This window comes from Acetobacter sp., assembly GCF_022483985.1.
GTDB lineage: Bacteria > Pseudomonadota > Alphaproteobacteria > Acetobacterales > Acetobacteraceae > Acetobacter.
The window spans coordinates 353,719-369,832 of the sequence record NZ_JAKVME010000002.1 but is presented as its reverse complement, the minus strand read 5'-3'; the positions used below and the strand labels follow the sequence as shown (position 1 = coordinate 369,832).

The window sequence follows — 16,114 nt, the reverse complement described above, 5'->3', positions numbered from 1 at the left end:
AGAGATAGACCGCAACAAACAAACGCTGGCTGGTTTATAAATCACCCGCCAGCGTCATGATTTTTCAGGCCCGAACAGCCGCTGCCAGTTCCCGCAACTGGGTCAGAACGGATGGCAGCGTAGACGGGGTTGCCTGCTCGCTTGGGTCCAGCGTTTGCGCCAGCGTAGCCAGCAGAGCCGAGGCCACCACTGCGCCATCCGCAATACGCGAGGCAGACGCCGCCTGCTCCGGCGTGCGGATACCGAAGCCGATAGCAATCGGCAGGTCCGTCGCAGCACGGATACGGGGCAGCGCCGCCCGCAGATCCTCGTCGCTGGCCGAGCGCGTGCCGGTAATGCCGGTGATGCTCACATAGTAGACGAAGCCCGAAGCATGACTGAGCACCAGCTTCAGGCGGTTATCGTCTGTTGTCGGCGCGATCAGGCGGATGATGTCCAAACCGGCTGCTTTGGCCGGACTCTGCATCGGCCCAGCTTCTTCCGGTGGCATGTCCACGATGATGAGGCCATCCACACCAGCGGCGGACGCATCCACGCAGAACCTGTCGAGACCATAAGCCTCGATCGGGTTCAGGTAGCCCATCAGGATGATCGGCGTGTCGTTATCCTGCTCGCGGAAGGACTTCACCATCTCGAACAGGCGCGGCAACGTGGCGCCAGCCTTCAGACCACGACGGGCGGCAAACTGGATGACCGGACCGTCGGCGGAAGGATCGGAGAACGGCATGCCGATCTCGATCAGGTCCGCACCGGCTTCCGGCATCGCCTTCAGCAGATCGAGCGACGTCTGGAAATCGGGATCGCAGGCTTCGAGATAGGGAATGAGCGCACCGCGCCCTTCCTGTTTCAGCGCCGCAAAGCGGCGGGCGATGCGGCTCACAGCTTCACTCCCAGATGTTCGGCGACAGTGAAGATGTCCTTGTCTCCACGGCCCGAGATGTTGATGACGAGCAGGGTCTCCGGGCTCAGCGTCGGCGCGATCTTGACCGCGTGGGCGACAGCATGGGCGGATTCCAGCGCGGGAATGATGCCCTCGGCGCGGGTGCAGGCCTGGAACGCCTCCAGCGCCTCGTCATCGGTGATGCCGACATATTCGGCGCGACCGATTTCATACAGCCAGGAATGCTCAGGACCGACACCGGGATAGTCCAGACCGGCGCTGATGGAGTGCGCCTCGGTGATCTGGCCGTTTTCGTCTTGCAACAGATAAGTGCGGTTGCCGTGCAGCACGCCGCGCGAGCCGCGCTCGATGGAGGCGGCTGTCTTGCCGCTGTCCAGACCGTGGCCGGCAGCTTCAACACCGATCAGCCTGACGGAAGGGTCGTCGAGGAACGGATGGAAGATGCCCATTGCGTTCGAGCCGCCACCAATGGCCGCGACGATCACATCCGGCAGGCGGCCCTCGGCTTCCTGCATCTGCACCTTCACTTCGTCACCGATCACGCTCTGGAAGTCGCGCACCATGGCGGGATACGGGTGCGGACCGGCAACCGTGCCGACAAGGAAATAGGTGTCGCTTATGTTGGCGACCCAGTCACGCATCGCCTCGTTCATGGCGTCCTTCAGCGTGCCTGCGCCCGCCGTGACCGGCACGACTTCCGCGCCGAGCAGCTTCATGCGGAACACGTTTGGCATCTGCCGTTCCACATCGGTCGCGCCCATGTAGATCACGCATTTCATGCCGAACAGCGCGCAGACTGTGGCCGTGGCGACGCCGTGCTGACCTGCGCCGGTCTCGGCGACGATGCGTGTGCGGCCCATGCGACGGGCGAGCAGAATCTGACCCATCACGTTGTTGAGTTTATGGGAGCCGGTGTGGTTCAGCTCCTCGCGCTTCATGTAGATTTTCGCGCCGCCGAGTTCGTCGGTCAGGCGTTTCGCGAACCACAGCGGAGAGGGACGGCCTACATAGTCCTTGAGGTAGAAAGCCAGTTCCTTGTGAAAGGCCGGATCGGCCTTGGCCACCTTGTAGGCTTCATCCAGCTCAAGGAGCAGGGGCATGAGCGTTTCCGCGACAAACCGCCCGCCCAACCCGTCGCCGAAATGGCCGGAAGCGTTGGGGCCGTTTCGAAGGCTGTTTGGCAGGCTGTCTGCTCTTACGCCGTCTGTCATGACTGTTGGTGTCTCCGCTGCCCGGTTTCTACGGTCTGTGGCTCCGCTTTCATGCGGAAAGTTCAGGTCTGGCGGTATAACAAGGCACGGGATGGGCGTCCATCAGGCGGCGCGTCACGGTGCTGGGCGCGCCGGTTGTTCCAATGGGGAGGCGGCTGTAACGTCTTCTCGTGATGTCATCACGACCGGGATCAGCAAAGTTTATGACGCAACCATCAGGCCGAAAATTTTCTTTTTCACTGCGTCGCTCCGGCGGTCGCGTCCTGCTGGACGCACGCGCTGTGAAATGGAGCTGGTATGCGGCGGGTCTGACCGCGCCGCTACAGGCGCTGTTCATCGCACGGGCGCTCCTGCGTCGTCATCGTCAACCCGCTTCCCGTGTGGCGTGGGTCGCCATCATCGGCGCCCTGCCGATCGGCGGCATACTGGCCTATCTTTTTCTCGGTGAAACCAAACTGAATCCACACCGCGTGCTGCGCATCCGGGAAGCGATGAAGCGGCTGCCTGTGCCGGGAAAGGCCGCCGAAACCCTGATCGACGCTGAAAAGGAATTCCATCTACCACCTCGCCTCGCCCCCCTGTTCAAGGTGGGGCAGTCGATCAGCGGCTATCCGCCGATGGGCGGCAACGCAGCGCATCTGATGAAGGATTCCAACACGGCGATCGACGCCATGGTCGCCGATATCGACGCCGCCAGAGAGCATGTGCATATCTGCTTCTATATCTGGCTGGCGGACGGCAACGGCATGAAGGTGGCCGACGCCGTGATGCGGGCTGCCAGACGCGGTGTTGTCTGTCGCGTGATGGCGGATGACCTCGGCTCGCGTCGGCTGATTCACAGCGGTCACTGGGCTGATATGGAGCGTGCAGGCGTGTTTCTTGTCCGCGCCCTGCCGCTGGGCAGCGTGCTGCTGCGTCCCTTCCGGGGGCGGTTCGATATGCGCAACCATCGCAAGATCGTGGTGATTGACAATCGCGTGACCTATTGCGGCAGCCAGAACTGCGCCGACCCGGAATTTCGGGTGAAAGCCAAGTTCGCGCCGTGGGTGGATCTGCTGGCTCGGTTTGAAGGCCCGGTGGTGTTGCAGAACCAGCATCTGTTCGCCACGGACTGGATGGCCCACACCAATGAGGATCTGACCTCACTTCTGGCCTCCGCGAAAATGCGGGAAGGAGACGGTTTCGTGGCGCAGGTCATCGGCACCAGCGCGGCTGTGCGCTATGCCGCCATGCCCGAGACCTTCGTGTCGATCATGAACGCGTCCGCGGAGGAACTGACGGTCACAACGCCTTATTATGTGCCGGACGAGCCGATACAGGCCGCCCTGTGCGCTGCGGCGCGAAGAGGCGTGAAAACGTCCCTCACCATGCCGCGACAGAACGATTCATGGATCGTGGCTGGCGCGAGCCGCAGCTATTACCGGGATCTTCTGGAAGCCGGGGTCAAGATTTATGAATACCCGCACGGCCTGCTGCACACCAAGGCGATGACCGTGGACGGGCAGATGACACTCATAGGCTCGGCCAATCTTGACCGGCGCAGCTTCGATCTGAATTTCGAAAACAACATCCAGCTTGTCGATGAAGCTTTCACGCAGGCGGTGCGTGAACGTCAGCAGACCTATATCGACGCCTCGGATGAAGTGTCGCTTGAGGAAGTGGCGAACTGGCCCAGAACGCGCGTGCTGTGGAACAATACGCTGGCCATGATCGGCCCCATTCTTTGATGGACGCGAGTTAAGGAAAGCAACTCTTGAAATACAGGAATGACGGGCCAATATCTTTCTTAGAGCTGTGACTGCACGGGTCACGGTCATGAATTTTCAGGAGTGCTGCTGATATGAGCGCAACCGACATCCTGCGGAAACTCGCCCCGGAAGATCTGGAAGAAATTGTAAAGGGCCTCGACAAGTCCCTGCACAAGCACAAGGACGAACTCCACAAGCAGATTTCAGAACATCTGGCTGATTTCAAAAGCGAGACCAGACTCCACAAGAAAACAATTCCGACGAACTGCAAGGTCTTCGGCCTTCTGATTCTCGTGGCGGCGTCTGCGATCAGCTACGTGCTGGGTCGCAAGGCGGCTGAATGATCCGGAAGGCATTATCATGAGCACGCTCGTTGTTGTCGGTTTCGACAGTCTGGACGGAGCGCAGAATGCGCTGACGGAATGCCGTGAACTTGAAAAGGAATATCTTCTGGATCTGGAGGATGGGGTGGTCGTGCGACGCACGGCTGACGGCAAGACCCATCTGGACCAGAGCTACAATCTTGAGAAGATCGGCGCTTCGTGGGGATTTCTGTCCGGTGGTTTCTGGGGAGCGCTTGTCGGTCTCCTGTTCCTTAACCCGCTGGCCGGTCTTATCGTCGGCAGTGTCGCGGGAGCGGGTATCGGCGCACTGGACGGCAAGAACAGTGATTATGGAATCAATGATGATTTCATGAAAAATCTCGGTGCCACCCTGACACCGGGCACGTCGGCCCTGTTTATCCTGATCCGGAAGGCTGAGCCGGAAAAGGTGATTGCGCATCTTTCAGAACTGAAAGGTCACGCGAAGATCATCCAGACGTCCCTGTCCCCGGAAACCGAGGGCAAGCTACGTCAGGCGCTCGGACAGGCCACCTGAACCATACCGTCCTGTCCGGAACTGGACAGTGCGGCGCCAGTCAGGTCACAATAAAGGCTCCGCACTCAATCCGTGCGGGGCTTTTTTCTGTCCGGAGTCATCCATGCGCCTGCTGATTACGTTCTTTCTGCCCTGGCTGACATTTTTCACGATCGGCCGCCCGATTTCCGGGATATTCTGCCTGTTTCTACAGATTACCGTGCTTGGCTGGATTCCCGCCGCGATCTGGGCGGTCTACGCCCTGAGCCAGTACAACACCGACCAGAAACTCAAACGGGCCGGGCTGGCCTAAAAAGCGGCAAGCATTTTCCGATATAGGTGATGCACGACAGGTGGATAATTACTGCATGCAAACATGCTTCCACCTGATACCCGTGACAGACAGCAATGCCATATTCCCTCTTACTGACGAGGTATTGGGCAGCCTGATCTGCGTATGAAGTCCGTTGCGGCATTGCGTAACGGCTCAGAAAAACGCCCGGCGCTCTCACTCAGCCAGATATCCTTGAGATGCTTCCTTGTTGGCGGACACGCAAAAATCAGACAGACAGCGCCTGTTCAGTGCCGGAAGATCGCGACAATCTGCGCCGTGATTTCCTTCCGGCTGAGCCTGCCCTCGCGATACCAGCTTTCCGCCGTGTTCAGAATCTTGAGCAGGAGAATACGGTAGACGCTGCGGTCGATCTCGGCTGGCAGCGGCAGATCATCGACAATACGCCGGAAGATCGTTTCGTAATCATCGCGCTTGCGTACCAGCGCCTCACGCACATCATCCGGCACGGCATGCAGATTGTTCATGATCGGAAGCGTCAGATGGTCCGGGCTCAACTGGAGATCCAGCATCTCGCCACTGGCAGCCTCCAGCCGTTTCCACGGATCGGAAAACGGCTCCATCGCTTTCATGACACGATGAGCGGCCGCATCAATCGCCTTGTCGTGGATTTCCACGAACAGGGCTTCCTTGGACGTGATGTGATAATAGAGAGAGCCCGGCAGCATGCCGACGCGATCCGCAATATCGCGGATGGACGTACCCCGGTAACCGCGCTCGGCAAAAAGCTGCGCCGCCACTTCAAGAATCTCGCCACGCCGGTCAGGCGACTGGGCTTCGGCCTTCCTGTTCACTGTAATCAATCCGCTTTTCCGTCACACCTTCTCTTCTAACACGCCCTGATTTCTCCAGACACAGTGTCCGCAAAAAAACTGGCTCCGCTGCCAGCCCATAGATAGCACTGGCGGCGGAATTCCGACAGATATCCTATTCCGGACCAGAGCAGGAGGCGGGCAGTTGGGAAGCCAGAATTCCCGTTACAGGCTTGCAGCGCCACACGATACTGCCGTCGCTCATCAGGCGGGGCGCGAGGGCCAGCGCCCTTGCATGCGCCGCGACAGTAATGGTCATGTTGTCGGGGTCAAGGGACAGACGATCACCATTCTGAAGGGTCGCGTTGATGCCCAGACTCTCCAGAGACTGCGGAATAACATGTCGTGTTTTGAAAAACGTCGCCGCCGCCTGACAGGCAGGTTCCGCCTCGCGCACCATACTGGACGTCTCCACTCTGGCGAAACGATCGAGGAAGCCGGTCCGATGCTCCTTGTAAAAAGTCACAGCGACGGTGCCGACCAGAAAGGCCATGTAGAAAAGCAGCAGAACGGAAATAAAACCACCCCGTCCACTATACGGTAAAGGCAGCGCCATCAGGTAAGCGAGCTTCGAGCGGCCGGGAATGGAAGCATCCTGCCCCATGACCCGCGCAACACGTTTGGACAACCAGGGATAGCCTGCGAGAAGCTCGTGGAAGGACATCCAGAAACCGGATGTCTCCTGAACCTGCGCACAATATTCGGCAAGATCTGTCGTCTGCCAGCGTCTGGAGCCCGCCGCCAGAGCCACCAGACTGCGAGCCGCATTCTCCGAAGACTGACAGCAGGCCCTGCCGTGCCGGTCACATGTCGTTTCCCGTGCGCGGGAATAGGCAGCGCCGAGGAGCGGCAGCCACAAGGCCGGCCAGCGCAGAAACGTCTTGCCGAGATGGCGCATCCGCAGATGTCCAAGCTCGTGCCCGAGATAGAACCGGATTCCGTCCGGGTTGGTGCTCATGGCGTCGACCGTATCCGACAGGAGCACAATATACTGCGTACCCAGAAAACGGGTTGCGAACGCGTTCATCACGCCATTGCCGTGCAGAATATAGGTTTTCGGCGGAGAGCTGATATTCAGCTTTCCACAGCAATCAGTGAACTGTTCATACAGGTCAGGAAACTGGCGGGCCGTCAGCACGACGCCATTTCCCTTTATATAAGAGATTATTCCGGATTGCACAAAAAGGTACGCTATATATGCAAGCAGAAGAAAAAGGAGAACGATGCCGAATGTTCCCACAAGCAGAACCACCCACAAGAATATCCCCAGCACGAGAATAATTTTGTCGAGTGTTTTTTCATTTTTATAAACAAGTTCGTCCACGGATTTTTCTTTCCACAGAGATGCTCCAAGCAATATTGTCGGTATTTCATGCAGCGAATACAACGTCAAGATATCAATGTATTTTGTCTTTATTGACATTCAATCAATATGAAAACTCACAACAGTCATAATGAATTTTTCATTCCACTCCTTCAGATTTTACAAATAAGATAGAAAAAGAAAGAGTTTTCATTATCCCGAACAGCCGCTGTAACAAGCTGTTTTCCAGAGATCACGACATCGTTTCCACCAGAAAAAACACACAAACCAGTCAGAATTATTTTGCACCCAAAATACATGAATATGATTTATTTCCGGGCTTCAACAGCATACACAGCAACAACCAGACAGCCCTACGCCTTATGGTCGAAACGCCACGAACAGATCGCGTGTTGCCGGTTTACACCGACCATGAGACAAGTTTCTCCATGAGCAGAGAAAACCCGAATAACCGGGACAGCCTTCTCCACAGACTTGTCGCCGGTTCCAGCCTGTTCGATGCGGCGTGGTATGTCAGTCGCCTCTCCCCTTCTGAGCGGCATGACGGCGACCACATCGAGCATTTTCTGACCAAGGGAACGCTCCGTCAGCTCGATCCAGGTCCGCTCTTCAACACCACCCGTTACCTGAAACAGTGCTGGCATCTCCGCCCCGGCATGGACAATGCACTGGTGCATTACCTCACACACGGCATGCAGGAAGGACGTTCTGTCGAGGGCGTGCATGACCGCCTGCGACAGAACGATCGGGGGATGACCGTTCCCACCTGCCTGTGTCCCTTTCCAGCCCCCCTGCCCCGGATCGCCGTGGCCATCCATGTGTTTTACCCTGACGTTCTGGAACACGACATCCTGCCGCGCCTGAAGCATTTCGGCTGCGCGCACTCCCTGCTGATCACCACCGACAGCGAGGAAAAAGCCACCCATATCGAACAGTTGATCGCAGACGGTTTGCCTGACGCGCAGCGCTTTATCCGCGTCACACCGAACCGCGGACGCAATTTCGGTCCTTTCCTGTCCTGCTGGCGGAATGCGCTGCTCGAACACGACCTGTTCCTGCATCTCCACACCAAGAAATCGCTCTATACAGGCTCGGAGCAGCAGGAATGGCGCGATACGCTACTGGATACTCTGCTTCCGACACAGCAGGGCATCGCCGGGATCATCCAACGCTTCGTCGATGATAAAGAACTGGGCGTGCTTCAGCCCGCACCCGGCCCGACAGTGCCGTGGTGGGCATGGACCTGGCTGACCAACAAGAACGCCGCCCGACCGCTGCTCGAACGCCTGAACATCACGCCTCCCGACGGCTATTTCGATTATCCGGCGGGTGGCATGTTCTGGGCGCGGTCCCGCGCTCTGGCGCCTCTTCTGGAACTCCCTTGGTCACCGGACGATTTTCCGGAAGAAAGTGGGCAGACGGACGGCACAGTCGCTCATGCCATAGAGCGCTGCATCGGCCTCGTCGCGCATTCCACGGGTCACCGTCTTGATGAATATGACCGGAGCGCCGGGCTTATTCGCGTCGGCTACGGACGCCGCAATCTCGATCTGTATGAACGCCTGACTCTGAAAGACCTCGCCGCCGCCATCCGCGATGCGGAGACTGTTTCCTTCGATCTGTTCGACACCCTGCTGACACGCATCGCGCTGACACCTGACACGATCCACCATGCCGTCGCCGACCGTCTGGTCCGCACCTTTCCAACACTCTCCCCGTCCGGAGAGGATTTTCTGCCGCTCCGAAAACAGGCCGAGTACGCTGCCCGCGAAGCCCTGTTCGGTACCGATGACGTGACACTGAATGACATCTACGCGGCGCTCGCCACCCTGACAGGCTGGCCGGACGAGGCGCTCACGCTGGCCCGTTCCGAGGAAGTGCGGATCGACCAGAACGTGCTGCGTCCTCGTCCGGCCGTGATGGACGCGCTCAGACTGGCGCGTGCGGAAGGCAGGCGGACGCTGCTTGTCAGCGACACCTATCTGACCCGCGCCGAGCTTGATCCCGTTCTGGACCGAACCGGCATCCTGCCTCTGATCGACGGGATCTATCTGTCGTCCGAACGCCTTGCCCGCAAGGATCGCGGGGATATGTGGGATCTTCTGCGCGCGACGGAACAGACCGACACGCTCCTGCATATCGGCGACAACGAGCAGGCCGATATCCAGCGCACGGCGGACCTGCGGATACGCCACCACCATGTGCTGTCCGGCCTCAACATGCTGCGTCTGTCACCGCTGGCACCTCATGTATTTGACAGTCTCGCTAGCCCACCGGGCACATCACCCCGTCACACGGAACAACGACGGCTCGCAGGGGATATTCTGCTTGGACCGCTGGTCTCCGAGCTCTTTGCCTCGCCTTTCCTCGAACCGGGCACACCCGGCAGTCACGCGGCCAGCCTGACCACTCCCATAACGCTGACCTCACCCGAAACCGTGGGGCGCGTGCTGCTTGGACCGCTTCTGACGACCTTCCTCGCGCGTCTGGCGCTGCATCCCGCTCTTGCCGGGCTTGAGCATCTGCATTTCCTGTCGCGTGAAGGACATTTCCTGTGCCGCCTTTACACGCATCTCCGCACGCACTGGCTGCCGCACCTGCCGGAAGCGTCGGTCTTCCCGATCTCGCGCCGTGTTGCGATCTCCGCTTCTCAGGCGGCACGCTTCGACCCGGGAAGCCTGTTCCATGCCGGTGACGGCTATCGTGGCAGCATGGCCGACCTGCTCGCAGCACGGCTTGGCGTGGTCGTCCCTGCGACCGATCCTCTGCACGACCTGATCGTGGCGCTCCCCGAAGACCGGGGCACCGTGCGGAACCTGACGCTGCTGTTGCGCGAGACCATCCTCCAGCAGGCTCGCACCACGCGGGACGAGTTACAGGCATGGGCGGCGTCACAGGGGATTGATGGGGACACAGAGATCAGGCGCGGTGTGGTCGATGTCGGCTATGGCGGCACCATCCAGCGCCACCTCCAGACCGCGCTGGATGTGTCATTCACCGGCTTCTACATAGCTGCTGAACCGGGCATGAGGCGTGTGGAAAAAACCGGCGGCCTCGCTTTCGGGCTGCTGGCCAGTGGTGAGCGTGCGCTTGCGTTCCGGCATGAAGCGTCGATTTTCCTTGAGGCCATTCTCACCGCGCCACATGGGCAGGTCACCGGCTACGACACCTCCGTCACGCCCCCTCGCCCGCGCTTTGCCTCCGGTGGGCTCAGTCAGCAGAATTTTCCGATACTGGAGCGCATCATTGATGGCGCAGAAGCCTATCTGACTGATCTGCTCGACAGCTACGGTCCCTCGGTACTTCAGGCCCTCCAGCACGGTGAGGCCGCCGCACTGGCACCGCTCTCCGCGCTCCAGCGCGGTGCAATCCGGCTGTCATCCGAGATATCCGGCGCTCTTTTCACCGAAGATGCCTTCTGCGGGCGTGGAGAGATTTCCGTGATAAACGAGGGTTTTCCGGGGGATGCGGAAAAAATTTCAGAAAAATGAATTAGGGGGATTGCGCGTCGTCCGCATCCTTTCTATAAGGCCGCCACGACGCACCCGTAGCTCAATTGGATAGAGCACCAGACTACGAATCTGGGGGTTAGAGGTTCGAGTCCTTTCGGGTGCGCCAGTTATTTTCCTGAAAATCTGATTTATGAATCTGCAACGCTTTTAGCGTTGAGGGTTTTGTGCGTCTTGCTTTGATGGGGCGCTTTTGAAGTTTCTTGTAAAAAGCTTCACCAAAAACTTTTTCTGTATTCAAGGTGATGCAACCGAGGCGGCTTTGCAGGAATCCGGAAAGTCGACTCGTGGTCAGAGTGGGTTAAAACGGCCTTATGCTGCCCATTTCCTCGTTGGAATAGAAAGGCGTCTATTTTATTTATATTGTGAAATTGTATTTATGCATCCCTAATGAGCATAATTAATCGACGAAACTCCTTATCGTCAGAAGCTTGTTTCCAGAAATTGACAAAACGACAAACTAGCTGAAGGTTGTCTATATCGTAATGGCCGTTACTATCGATGCGATCCAGTGATGGAAGTAAATTTGTGTCTTCACACGCGTTGTGAAATTGAAAAGGCAAATTTGTTATAGCGCAGCGATCACCTTGTATTTCGAAAAGCTCTCGAATTTTCAATTCCAGTTGTGCTTCTGTCATTCGGAGTTCTTTATCCTTTACAGTTCGAGAGACTATTTGACCGTTTGAATTGAAAGTCGTTTTTGCAACAGATAATTTGATCTCGTTTATAGACTGTTGGCGGTCATCAAACGTAGTCTTCTTTAGCTTTTTGGGAGGAAATTGATGCGTAGAAATATCTATGGGATTGGCGAGTAAATGCTCAATTTGATCGGATGTCATCATTGCAGCCTGAGGCCATCGTATATTTAAACGAAGACGTTTGGTATTGTTTCCCCGCGGCAGACCGTCGGCACGTCCAAAAGCAGCAGATGCCCGACCAATCGATAAGCGTAACTGTCCGATGTCAGATACTTTTGACAGGTCTAATGGCAAAGAAAACTTATCTAATCCGACCCGACGTTCCTGTTGCAGCAGTTTTGCGGCAACCCTACTAGCTATCTCAATATCCTGAATTATCATTCCGAATGAACGCATTCTCGAAAGATACAGTTTCATAGCAGGAACATATTGTTTATTTCTAGAACGATTGGGGCCGTGATCAGAGCCCCCACGAGACTCAATAATCAGATCAAAACCATAAACCTGAAGTTCAACAGAAAAAAGTGAATCTAACTCTTTGCCGTTTTCATCAAATGGTTTCATTATCGTTTTTCTCAAAACTTTGACCGAAAATGTACTAATATAGTTCTAAATCAGACACACTATTGAATTATCCTATGTCTGACAATTCAGCGTTCTCTATGCCGCGCACGCAGGCCATACCGGGCTAACCAGACAACTGCCGGGGCGCGTGGCCTCACTTAACTCAAGTCATTGATAAAAAAAGATTTCCAAAAGTATATTTTTGGCGAAGCATGGGGTAGAGCCCTGTTGGTAAAAGCTGACAACTCCTTTCCAACAGTCAAACCGGGATCAAAGGGACCGCGTCCCTTTGTGGGGCACGGGGCAAAGCCCCATGCATACTCTAACAAAAAAAGGCCTTCCACCCGGCGGCAACACCGAGCGGAAGGCCTCTCACACACAAACCCCGGCGCAGTCATCCACGCCGGAGCTTCACGCGATAATCAGTTCTTCGTCTTGTCCACCAGCTTGGACTTCGCGATCCACGGCATCATGGCGCGCAGCTTCTCGCCGGTCGCCTCGATCGGGTGAGCGTCGTTGCGGGCGCGGATGGCCTTGAAGCCGACGTTACCGGACTGGTTTTCAAGGATGAAGTTGCGTACGAACGTGCCGTCCTGAATGTCGGTCAGAACGCGCTTCATCTCTGCCTTCGTCTCAGGCGTGACGATGCGCGGGCCGGTGGCGTATTCGCCGTATTCAGCCGTGTTCGAGATGGAATAGTTCATGTTCGCGATGCCGCCCTCATAGATGAGGTCAACGATCAGCTTCATCTCGTGGAGGCACTCGAAGTAGGCCATCTCGGGAGCGTAACCGCCCTCGACCAGCGTTTCGAAGCCGGCGCGGATCAGCTCGACAAGGCCACCGCAGAGAACAGCCTGCTCACCGAACAGATCGGTCTCGACTTCTTCCTTGAAGGTCGTCTCGATGATGCCTGCACGGCCACCGCCGTTGGCGGAAGCATAGGAGAGAGCGATCTCCAGAGCGTTGCCGGAAGCGTTCTGCGCCACGGCGACGAGGGACGGAACGCCACCGCCACGCTGGTATTCGGAACGAACCGTGTGACCCGGGCCCTTCGGTGCGATCAGGAACACGTCGAGGTCAGGACGGGCTTCGATCAGACGGAAGTGGATGGACAGACCGTGAGCGAACGCAAGAGCTGCGCCCTGCTTCAGGTTCTTCTCAAGGGACTCCTTGTAGAGAGCGCCCTGCCCTTCGTCCGGTGTCAGAACCATGACGACATCGGCCCACTTGGCGGCTTCCTCAGGCGTCATCACCTTGAAGCCAGCGCCTTCAGCCTTGGCGACGGCTGAGGACGTCGGACGCAGGCCGATGGCGATTTCCTTGACGCCGCTATCTTTCAGGTTGTTGGCGTGGGCGTGGCCCTGGCTGCCGTAACCGATGATCGCGACCTTCTTGTTCTTGATCAGGTTAACGTCGGCATCGCGATCGTAATAGACGCGCATGGACATGGATTATGCCTTTCAGTGCAGAAATACGGGGCGAAACCGGAAGTCCACCCCGAAAAGGAAACTCAGAGCGTCCGGCAGCCACGGGTGAGCGCGGCGACACCGGTGCGGGAAACTTCAGCGAGCCCGATTGGCCGCATCAGTTCGATGAAACTGTCCAGCTTGTCGCTTGCCCCCGTCAGCTCGAACACAAAGGAGCTTGCGGTCGTGTCCACGGCGCGGGCGCGGAAGGCTTCCGCAATGCGGAGCGCCTCTGTGCGGGCCTCACCGGTGGAGACGACTTTTACAAGCACCATCTCGCGGGCGATATGTGGACCAAGCGTTGTCAGGTTGGCAACTCGGCAGACGGGAACCTGCCGGTCGAGCTGGGCGCGAATCTGTTCGATGATCTCGGGCGTGCCTGAGGTCACGATGTTGATGCGCGAGCGGGTGCCGCCGCCTTCAACGGGGGCCACGGTCAGGCTCTCGATATTGTAGCCGCGCCCGGAGAACAGGCCGACCACACGGGCGAGGACGCCGCTTTCATTGTCCACGAGCACGGAGATCACGGCGCGGGTGATGATGTCACCACCGGCAGAAAGACCATCGGGAGAGAAGGCGGCTGTCGGGATCGACAGGTCAGAAAAATGCTTCATCGAGTGAATCCGGAGTCCGATCCGTTACGACGTCCGGGCGGCTGTAACCGCGCCGGGCGCAAAAGGGAAGAGCGGGGAGCAATGCGAGGCGCTTCCTTCAGTCAGGCAGCGCCTCACGCGGGAATGAAATCTCTAGACGAGCATCTTTCCCTCGTCGGTGATTTCGGCGCCCTGCTGTTCCTGCTCCGGCCCGAGGATCATCTCGTTATGAGCAGCACCTGACGGGATCATCGGGAAGCAGTTCTCGCCCTCCGCCACGCAGATGTCGATCACCGCCGCGCCATCATAAGCCAGGGCGGCGCGGATGGTGTCGTCCAGTTCGCTCATCTTCGTGGCGCGGAAGCCTTTGGCGTGGAAGCTTTCGGCCAGCTTCACGAAGTCCGGCAGCGCGTCGCTGTAGCTCTCCGAGTAACGCGAGCCGTGCAGCAGTTCCTGCCACTGACGAACCATGCCCATGTAGTGGTTGTTGATCAGGAAGATCTTCACCGGCAGGCGATACTGGGCGATGGTTCCCAGCTCCTGAATGTTCATCAGCGCCGAGGCTTCGCCGGACACGTCGATCACCAGCGCGTCGGGGTGCGCGACCTGTGCGCCGACGGCGGCGGGAAGACCGTAACCCATCGTACCGAGGCCACCCGAAGTCAGCCAATGGTTCGGGCTTTCGAACTTGAAGAACTGCGCCGCCCACATCTGGTGCTGGCCGACTTCCGTGGACACAAAGGTCTCACGGCCCGTCTCAACAGCCAGTTCATAAAGACGCTTGATGGCCTGCTGCGGTTTGATGACGGCGTCGGCAGACTGGTCCTGCGTGAAACGCAGGCAGTCGAGCGCCTTCCATGCCTTGATGCGGGACCACCACGTCTCCAGCGCCTTCGCGTCGGTTTTGGCGGTCTGCGCGTCCCATTCCTCGATCATCATGGCGATGATGCGTCCGGCATCACCGACGATCGGCACGTCCACGCGAATGATCTTGTTGATCTGCGAAGGGTCGATATCGGCATGAATCTTGAAGGAGTTCGGCGAGAACGCATCGACACGGCCGGTCACGCGGTCATCGAACCGCGAGCCGAGTGCGATCAGCACGTCGCAATCATGCGTGGCCAGATTGGCTTCATAGGTGCCGTGCATGCCCAGCATGCCGAGGAACTGCTTGTCGCTGCCCGGGAATGCGCCAAGGCCCATCAGGGTGGCGGTGCACGGAAAGCCGGTCGTGTGGATGAAGCGCGTGAGGTCGGCGCAGGCGTCCTTGCCCGCGTTGATCACGCCGCCGCCGACATAGAACAGCGGGCGCTTGGCCGACTTCATGGCGGCCACGGCGCGGGCGACGGCCTTGCGATCCGGCTCAATACGCGGCTGGTAGGAGGCGCGGGGCGTGCGGCTCGGCGGGGCGTAAGGCGCGGGACCGACGGTGATGTTCTTCGGCAGATCGACCACCACCGGGCCGGGGCGACCGGAGCGAGCGATCTCGAAGGCCTCGTTCACCACGCGGGACAGTTCTTCCGGGCGCTTGACCAGATAGTTGTATTTCGTGGCGGGGCGCGTGATGCCGGTGGTGTCGGCCTCCTGAAACGCGTCATTGCCGATCAGCGCCACAGGCACCTGTCCCGTCAGGCAGACGACGGGCACGGAGTCCATCAGCGCGTCCAGCAGACCGGTCACGGCGTTGGTCGCGCCGGGACCGCTGGTCACCAGCACCACACCCACGCGACCAGTCGAGCGGGCGTAGGCTTCGGCGGCGTGCACGGCGGCCTGTTCGTGGCGCACGAGAATGTGGCGGATGCGGTCCTGCTGGAACAGCGCATCGTAAATCGGAAGGACCGCGCCTCCCGGATAACCGAAGACGACCTCGACGCCCTGATCCACAAGAACCTTCATGAGCACCTCGGCGCCGGTCAGCGTGGTGCTGGCGTCGGACTGGGTCGCAATCGTCTGTGTGGTGGCGTTCATCGTCGTCTCCCGCAAGGTGGGCTCCGGTTGCCGTGGAGCCTGTTCTCACCCGGGTTTGCTGTGTTGAACCGACCGCGTTTCGCGCATCGGCAGGGCTGGACCTCCGGCGT

At 58.5% G+C, this 16,114-nt stretch carries 13 protein-coding genes and 1 tRNA gene; 6 read left to right on the top strand and 8 right to left on the bottom strand.

Annotation, left to right across the window (positions count from 1 at the left end; translation table 11 throughout):
• Window positions 1-64: 64 nt before the first annotated feature.
• Window positions 65-880: a tryptophan synthase subunit alpha gene (gene trpA / locus LKE90_RS13330; RefSeq protein WP_291491966.1), complete on the bottom strand. Its 816-nt coding sequence runs from the start codon at window positions 878-880 to the stop codon at window positions 65-67.
• Window positions 877-2,112, bottom strand: coding sequence for a tryptophan synthase subunit beta (gene trpB / locus LKE90_RS13325; protein WP_291491967.1), 1,236 nt, complete (start codon window positions 2,110-2,112; stop codon window positions 877-879). The genes trpA and trpB overlap by 4 nt, the downstream gene beginning before the upstream one ends.
• 203 nt (window positions 2,113-2,315) lie before the next feature.
• Here trpB and cls point away from each other — a divergent pair, with 203 nt between their 5' ends.
• The 4 genes from cls to LKE90_RS13305 all read left to right on the top strand — a co-directional run bounded on the left by cls (window position 2,316) and on the right by LKE90_RS13305 (window position 5,031).
• Entirely contained in the window at window positions 2,316-3,839 is a 1,524-nt protein-coding gene (gene cls / locus LKE90_RS13320) for a cardiolipin synthase (protein ID WP_291491968.1), read from the top strand.
• Window positions 3,840-3,952: 113 nt separating this feature from the next.
• A complete protein-coding gene (locus tag LKE90_RS13315) occupies window positions 3,953-4,204 on the top strand; it encodes a hypothetical protein (RefSeq protein WP_291491969.1) in 252 nt (83 codons plus the stop codon).
• Between the two features lie 16 nt (window positions 4,205-4,220).
• Window positions 4,221-4,739, top strand: coding sequence for a DUF1269 domain-containing protein (locus LKE90_RS13310; RefSeq protein ID WP_291491970.1), 519 nt, complete (start codon window positions 4,221-4,223; stop codon window positions 4,737-4,739).
• 103 nt (window positions 4,740-4,842) lie between these two features.
• Window positions 4,843-5,031 (top strand): YqaE/Pmp3 family membrane protein, encoded by a 189-nt coding sequence (locus LKE90_RS13305; RefSeq protein ID WP_291491971.1) that lies wholly within the window; start codon window positions 4,843-4,845, stop codon window positions 5,029-5,031.
• 266 nt (window positions 5,032-5,297) lie between these two features.
• Here LKE90_RS13305 and LKE90_RS13300 read toward each other — a convergent pair whose 3' ends face one another.
• Window positions 5,298-5,864, bottom strand: coding sequence for a TetR/AcrR family transcriptional regulator (locus LKE90_RS13300; protein ID WP_291491972.1), 567 nt, complete (start codon window positions 5,862-5,864; stop codon window positions 5,298-5,300).
• Between the two features lie 133 nt (window positions 5,865-5,997).
• The gene (locus tag LKE90_RS13295) at window positions 5,998-7,020 is read right to left on the bottom strand and encodes a M48 family metallopeptidase (protein WP_291491973.1); all 1,023 of its coding nucleotides are present in this window, start codon (window positions 7,018-7,020) and stop codon (window positions 5,998-6,000) included.
• Between the two features lie 614 nt (window positions 7,021-7,634).
• Between LKE90_RS13295 and LKE90_RS13290 the strand changes: the two genes are divergently transcribed.
• Both LKE90_RS13290 and LKE90_RS13285 read left to right on the top strand, forming a co-directional pair.
• Complete coding sequence (locus LKE90_RS13290) at window positions 7,635-10,697, top strand: rhamnan synthesis F family protein (protein ID WP_291491974.1); 3,063 nt, start codon at window positions 7,635-7,637, stop codon at window positions 10,695-10,697.
• A 50-nt stretch (window positions 10,698-10,747) separates the two neighbouring features.
• Window positions 10,748-10,824: transfer RNA gene (locus LKE90_RS13285), tRNA-Arg, on the top strand.
• 268 nt (window positions 10,825-11,092) lie between these two features.
• Here LKE90_RS13285 and LKE90_RS13280 read toward each other — a convergent pair.
• The 4 genes from LKE90_RS13280 to ilvB form a co-directional block, all read right to left on the bottom strand.
• A complete protein-coding gene (locus LKE90_RS13280; RefSeq protein ID WP_291491975.1) occupies window positions 11,093-11,977 on the bottom strand; it encodes a hypothetical protein in 885 nt (294 codons plus the stop codon).
• Between the two features lie 422 nt (window positions 11,978-12,399).
• Window positions 12,400-13,419 (bottom strand): ketol-acid reductoisomerase, encoded by a 1,020-nt coding sequence (ilvC, locus tag LKE90_RS13275; RefSeq protein ID WP_291492056.1) that lies wholly within the window; start codon window positions 13,417-13,419, stop codon window positions 12,400-12,402.
• Window positions 13,420-13,487: 68 nt separating this feature from the next.
• Complete coding sequence (ilvN, locus tag LKE90_RS13270; protein WP_291491976.1) at window positions 13,488-14,057, bottom strand: acetolactate synthase small subunit; 570 nt, start codon at window positions 14,055-14,057, stop codon at window positions 13,488-13,490.
• Window positions 14,058-14,189: 132 nt separating this feature from the next.
• A complete protein-coding gene (ilvB, locus tag LKE90_RS13265) occupies window positions 14,190-16,004 on the bottom strand; it encodes a biosynthetic-type acetolactate synthase large subunit (RefSeq protein ID WP_291491977.1) in 1,815 nt (604 codons plus the stop codon).
• Between the last annotated feature and the right edge of the window lie 110 nt (window positions 16,005-16,114).

Bases quoted from the DNA above. Each gene is read 5' to 3' on its own strand.
- trpB (WP_291491967.1), bottom strand. From the start codon at position 2,112: ATGACAGACGGCGTAAGAGCAGACAGCCTGCCAAACAGCCTTCGAAAC.
- cls (WP_291491968.1), top strand. From the start codon at position 2,316: ATGACGCAACCATCAGGCCGAAAATTTTCTTTTTCACTGCGTCGCTCC.
- LKE90_RS13315 (WP_291491969.1), top strand. From the start codon at position 3,953: ATGAGCGCAACCGACATCCTGCGGAAACTCGCCCCGGAAGATCTGGAA.
- LKE90_RS13310 (WP_291491970.1), top strand. From the start codon at position 4,221: ATGAGCACGCTCGTTGTTGTCGGTTTCGACAGTCTGGACGGAGCGCAG.
- LKE90_RS13305 (WP_291491971.1), top strand. From the start codon at position 4,843: ATGCGCCTGCTGATTACGTTCTTTCTGCCCTGGCTGACATTTTTCACG.
- LKE90_RS13290 (WP_291491974.1), top strand. From the start codon at position 7,635: ATGAGCAGAGAAAACCCGAATAACCGGGACAGCCTTCTCCACAGACTT.
- LKE90_RS13280 (WP_291491975.1), bottom strand. From the start codon at position 11,977: ATGAAACCATTTGATGAAAACGGCAAAGAGTTAGATTCACTTTTTTCT.
- ilvC (WP_291492056.1), bottom strand. From the start codon at position 13,419: ATGCGCGTCTATTACGATCGCGATGCCGACGTTAACCTGATCAAGAAC.
- ilvN (WP_291491976.1), bottom strand. From the start codon at position 14,057: ATGAAGCATTTTTCTGACCTGTCGATCCCGACAGCCGCCTTCTCTCCC.
- ilvB (WP_291491977.1), bottom strand. From the start codon at position 16,004: ATGAACGCCACCACACAGACGATTGCGACCCAGTCCGACGCCAGCACC.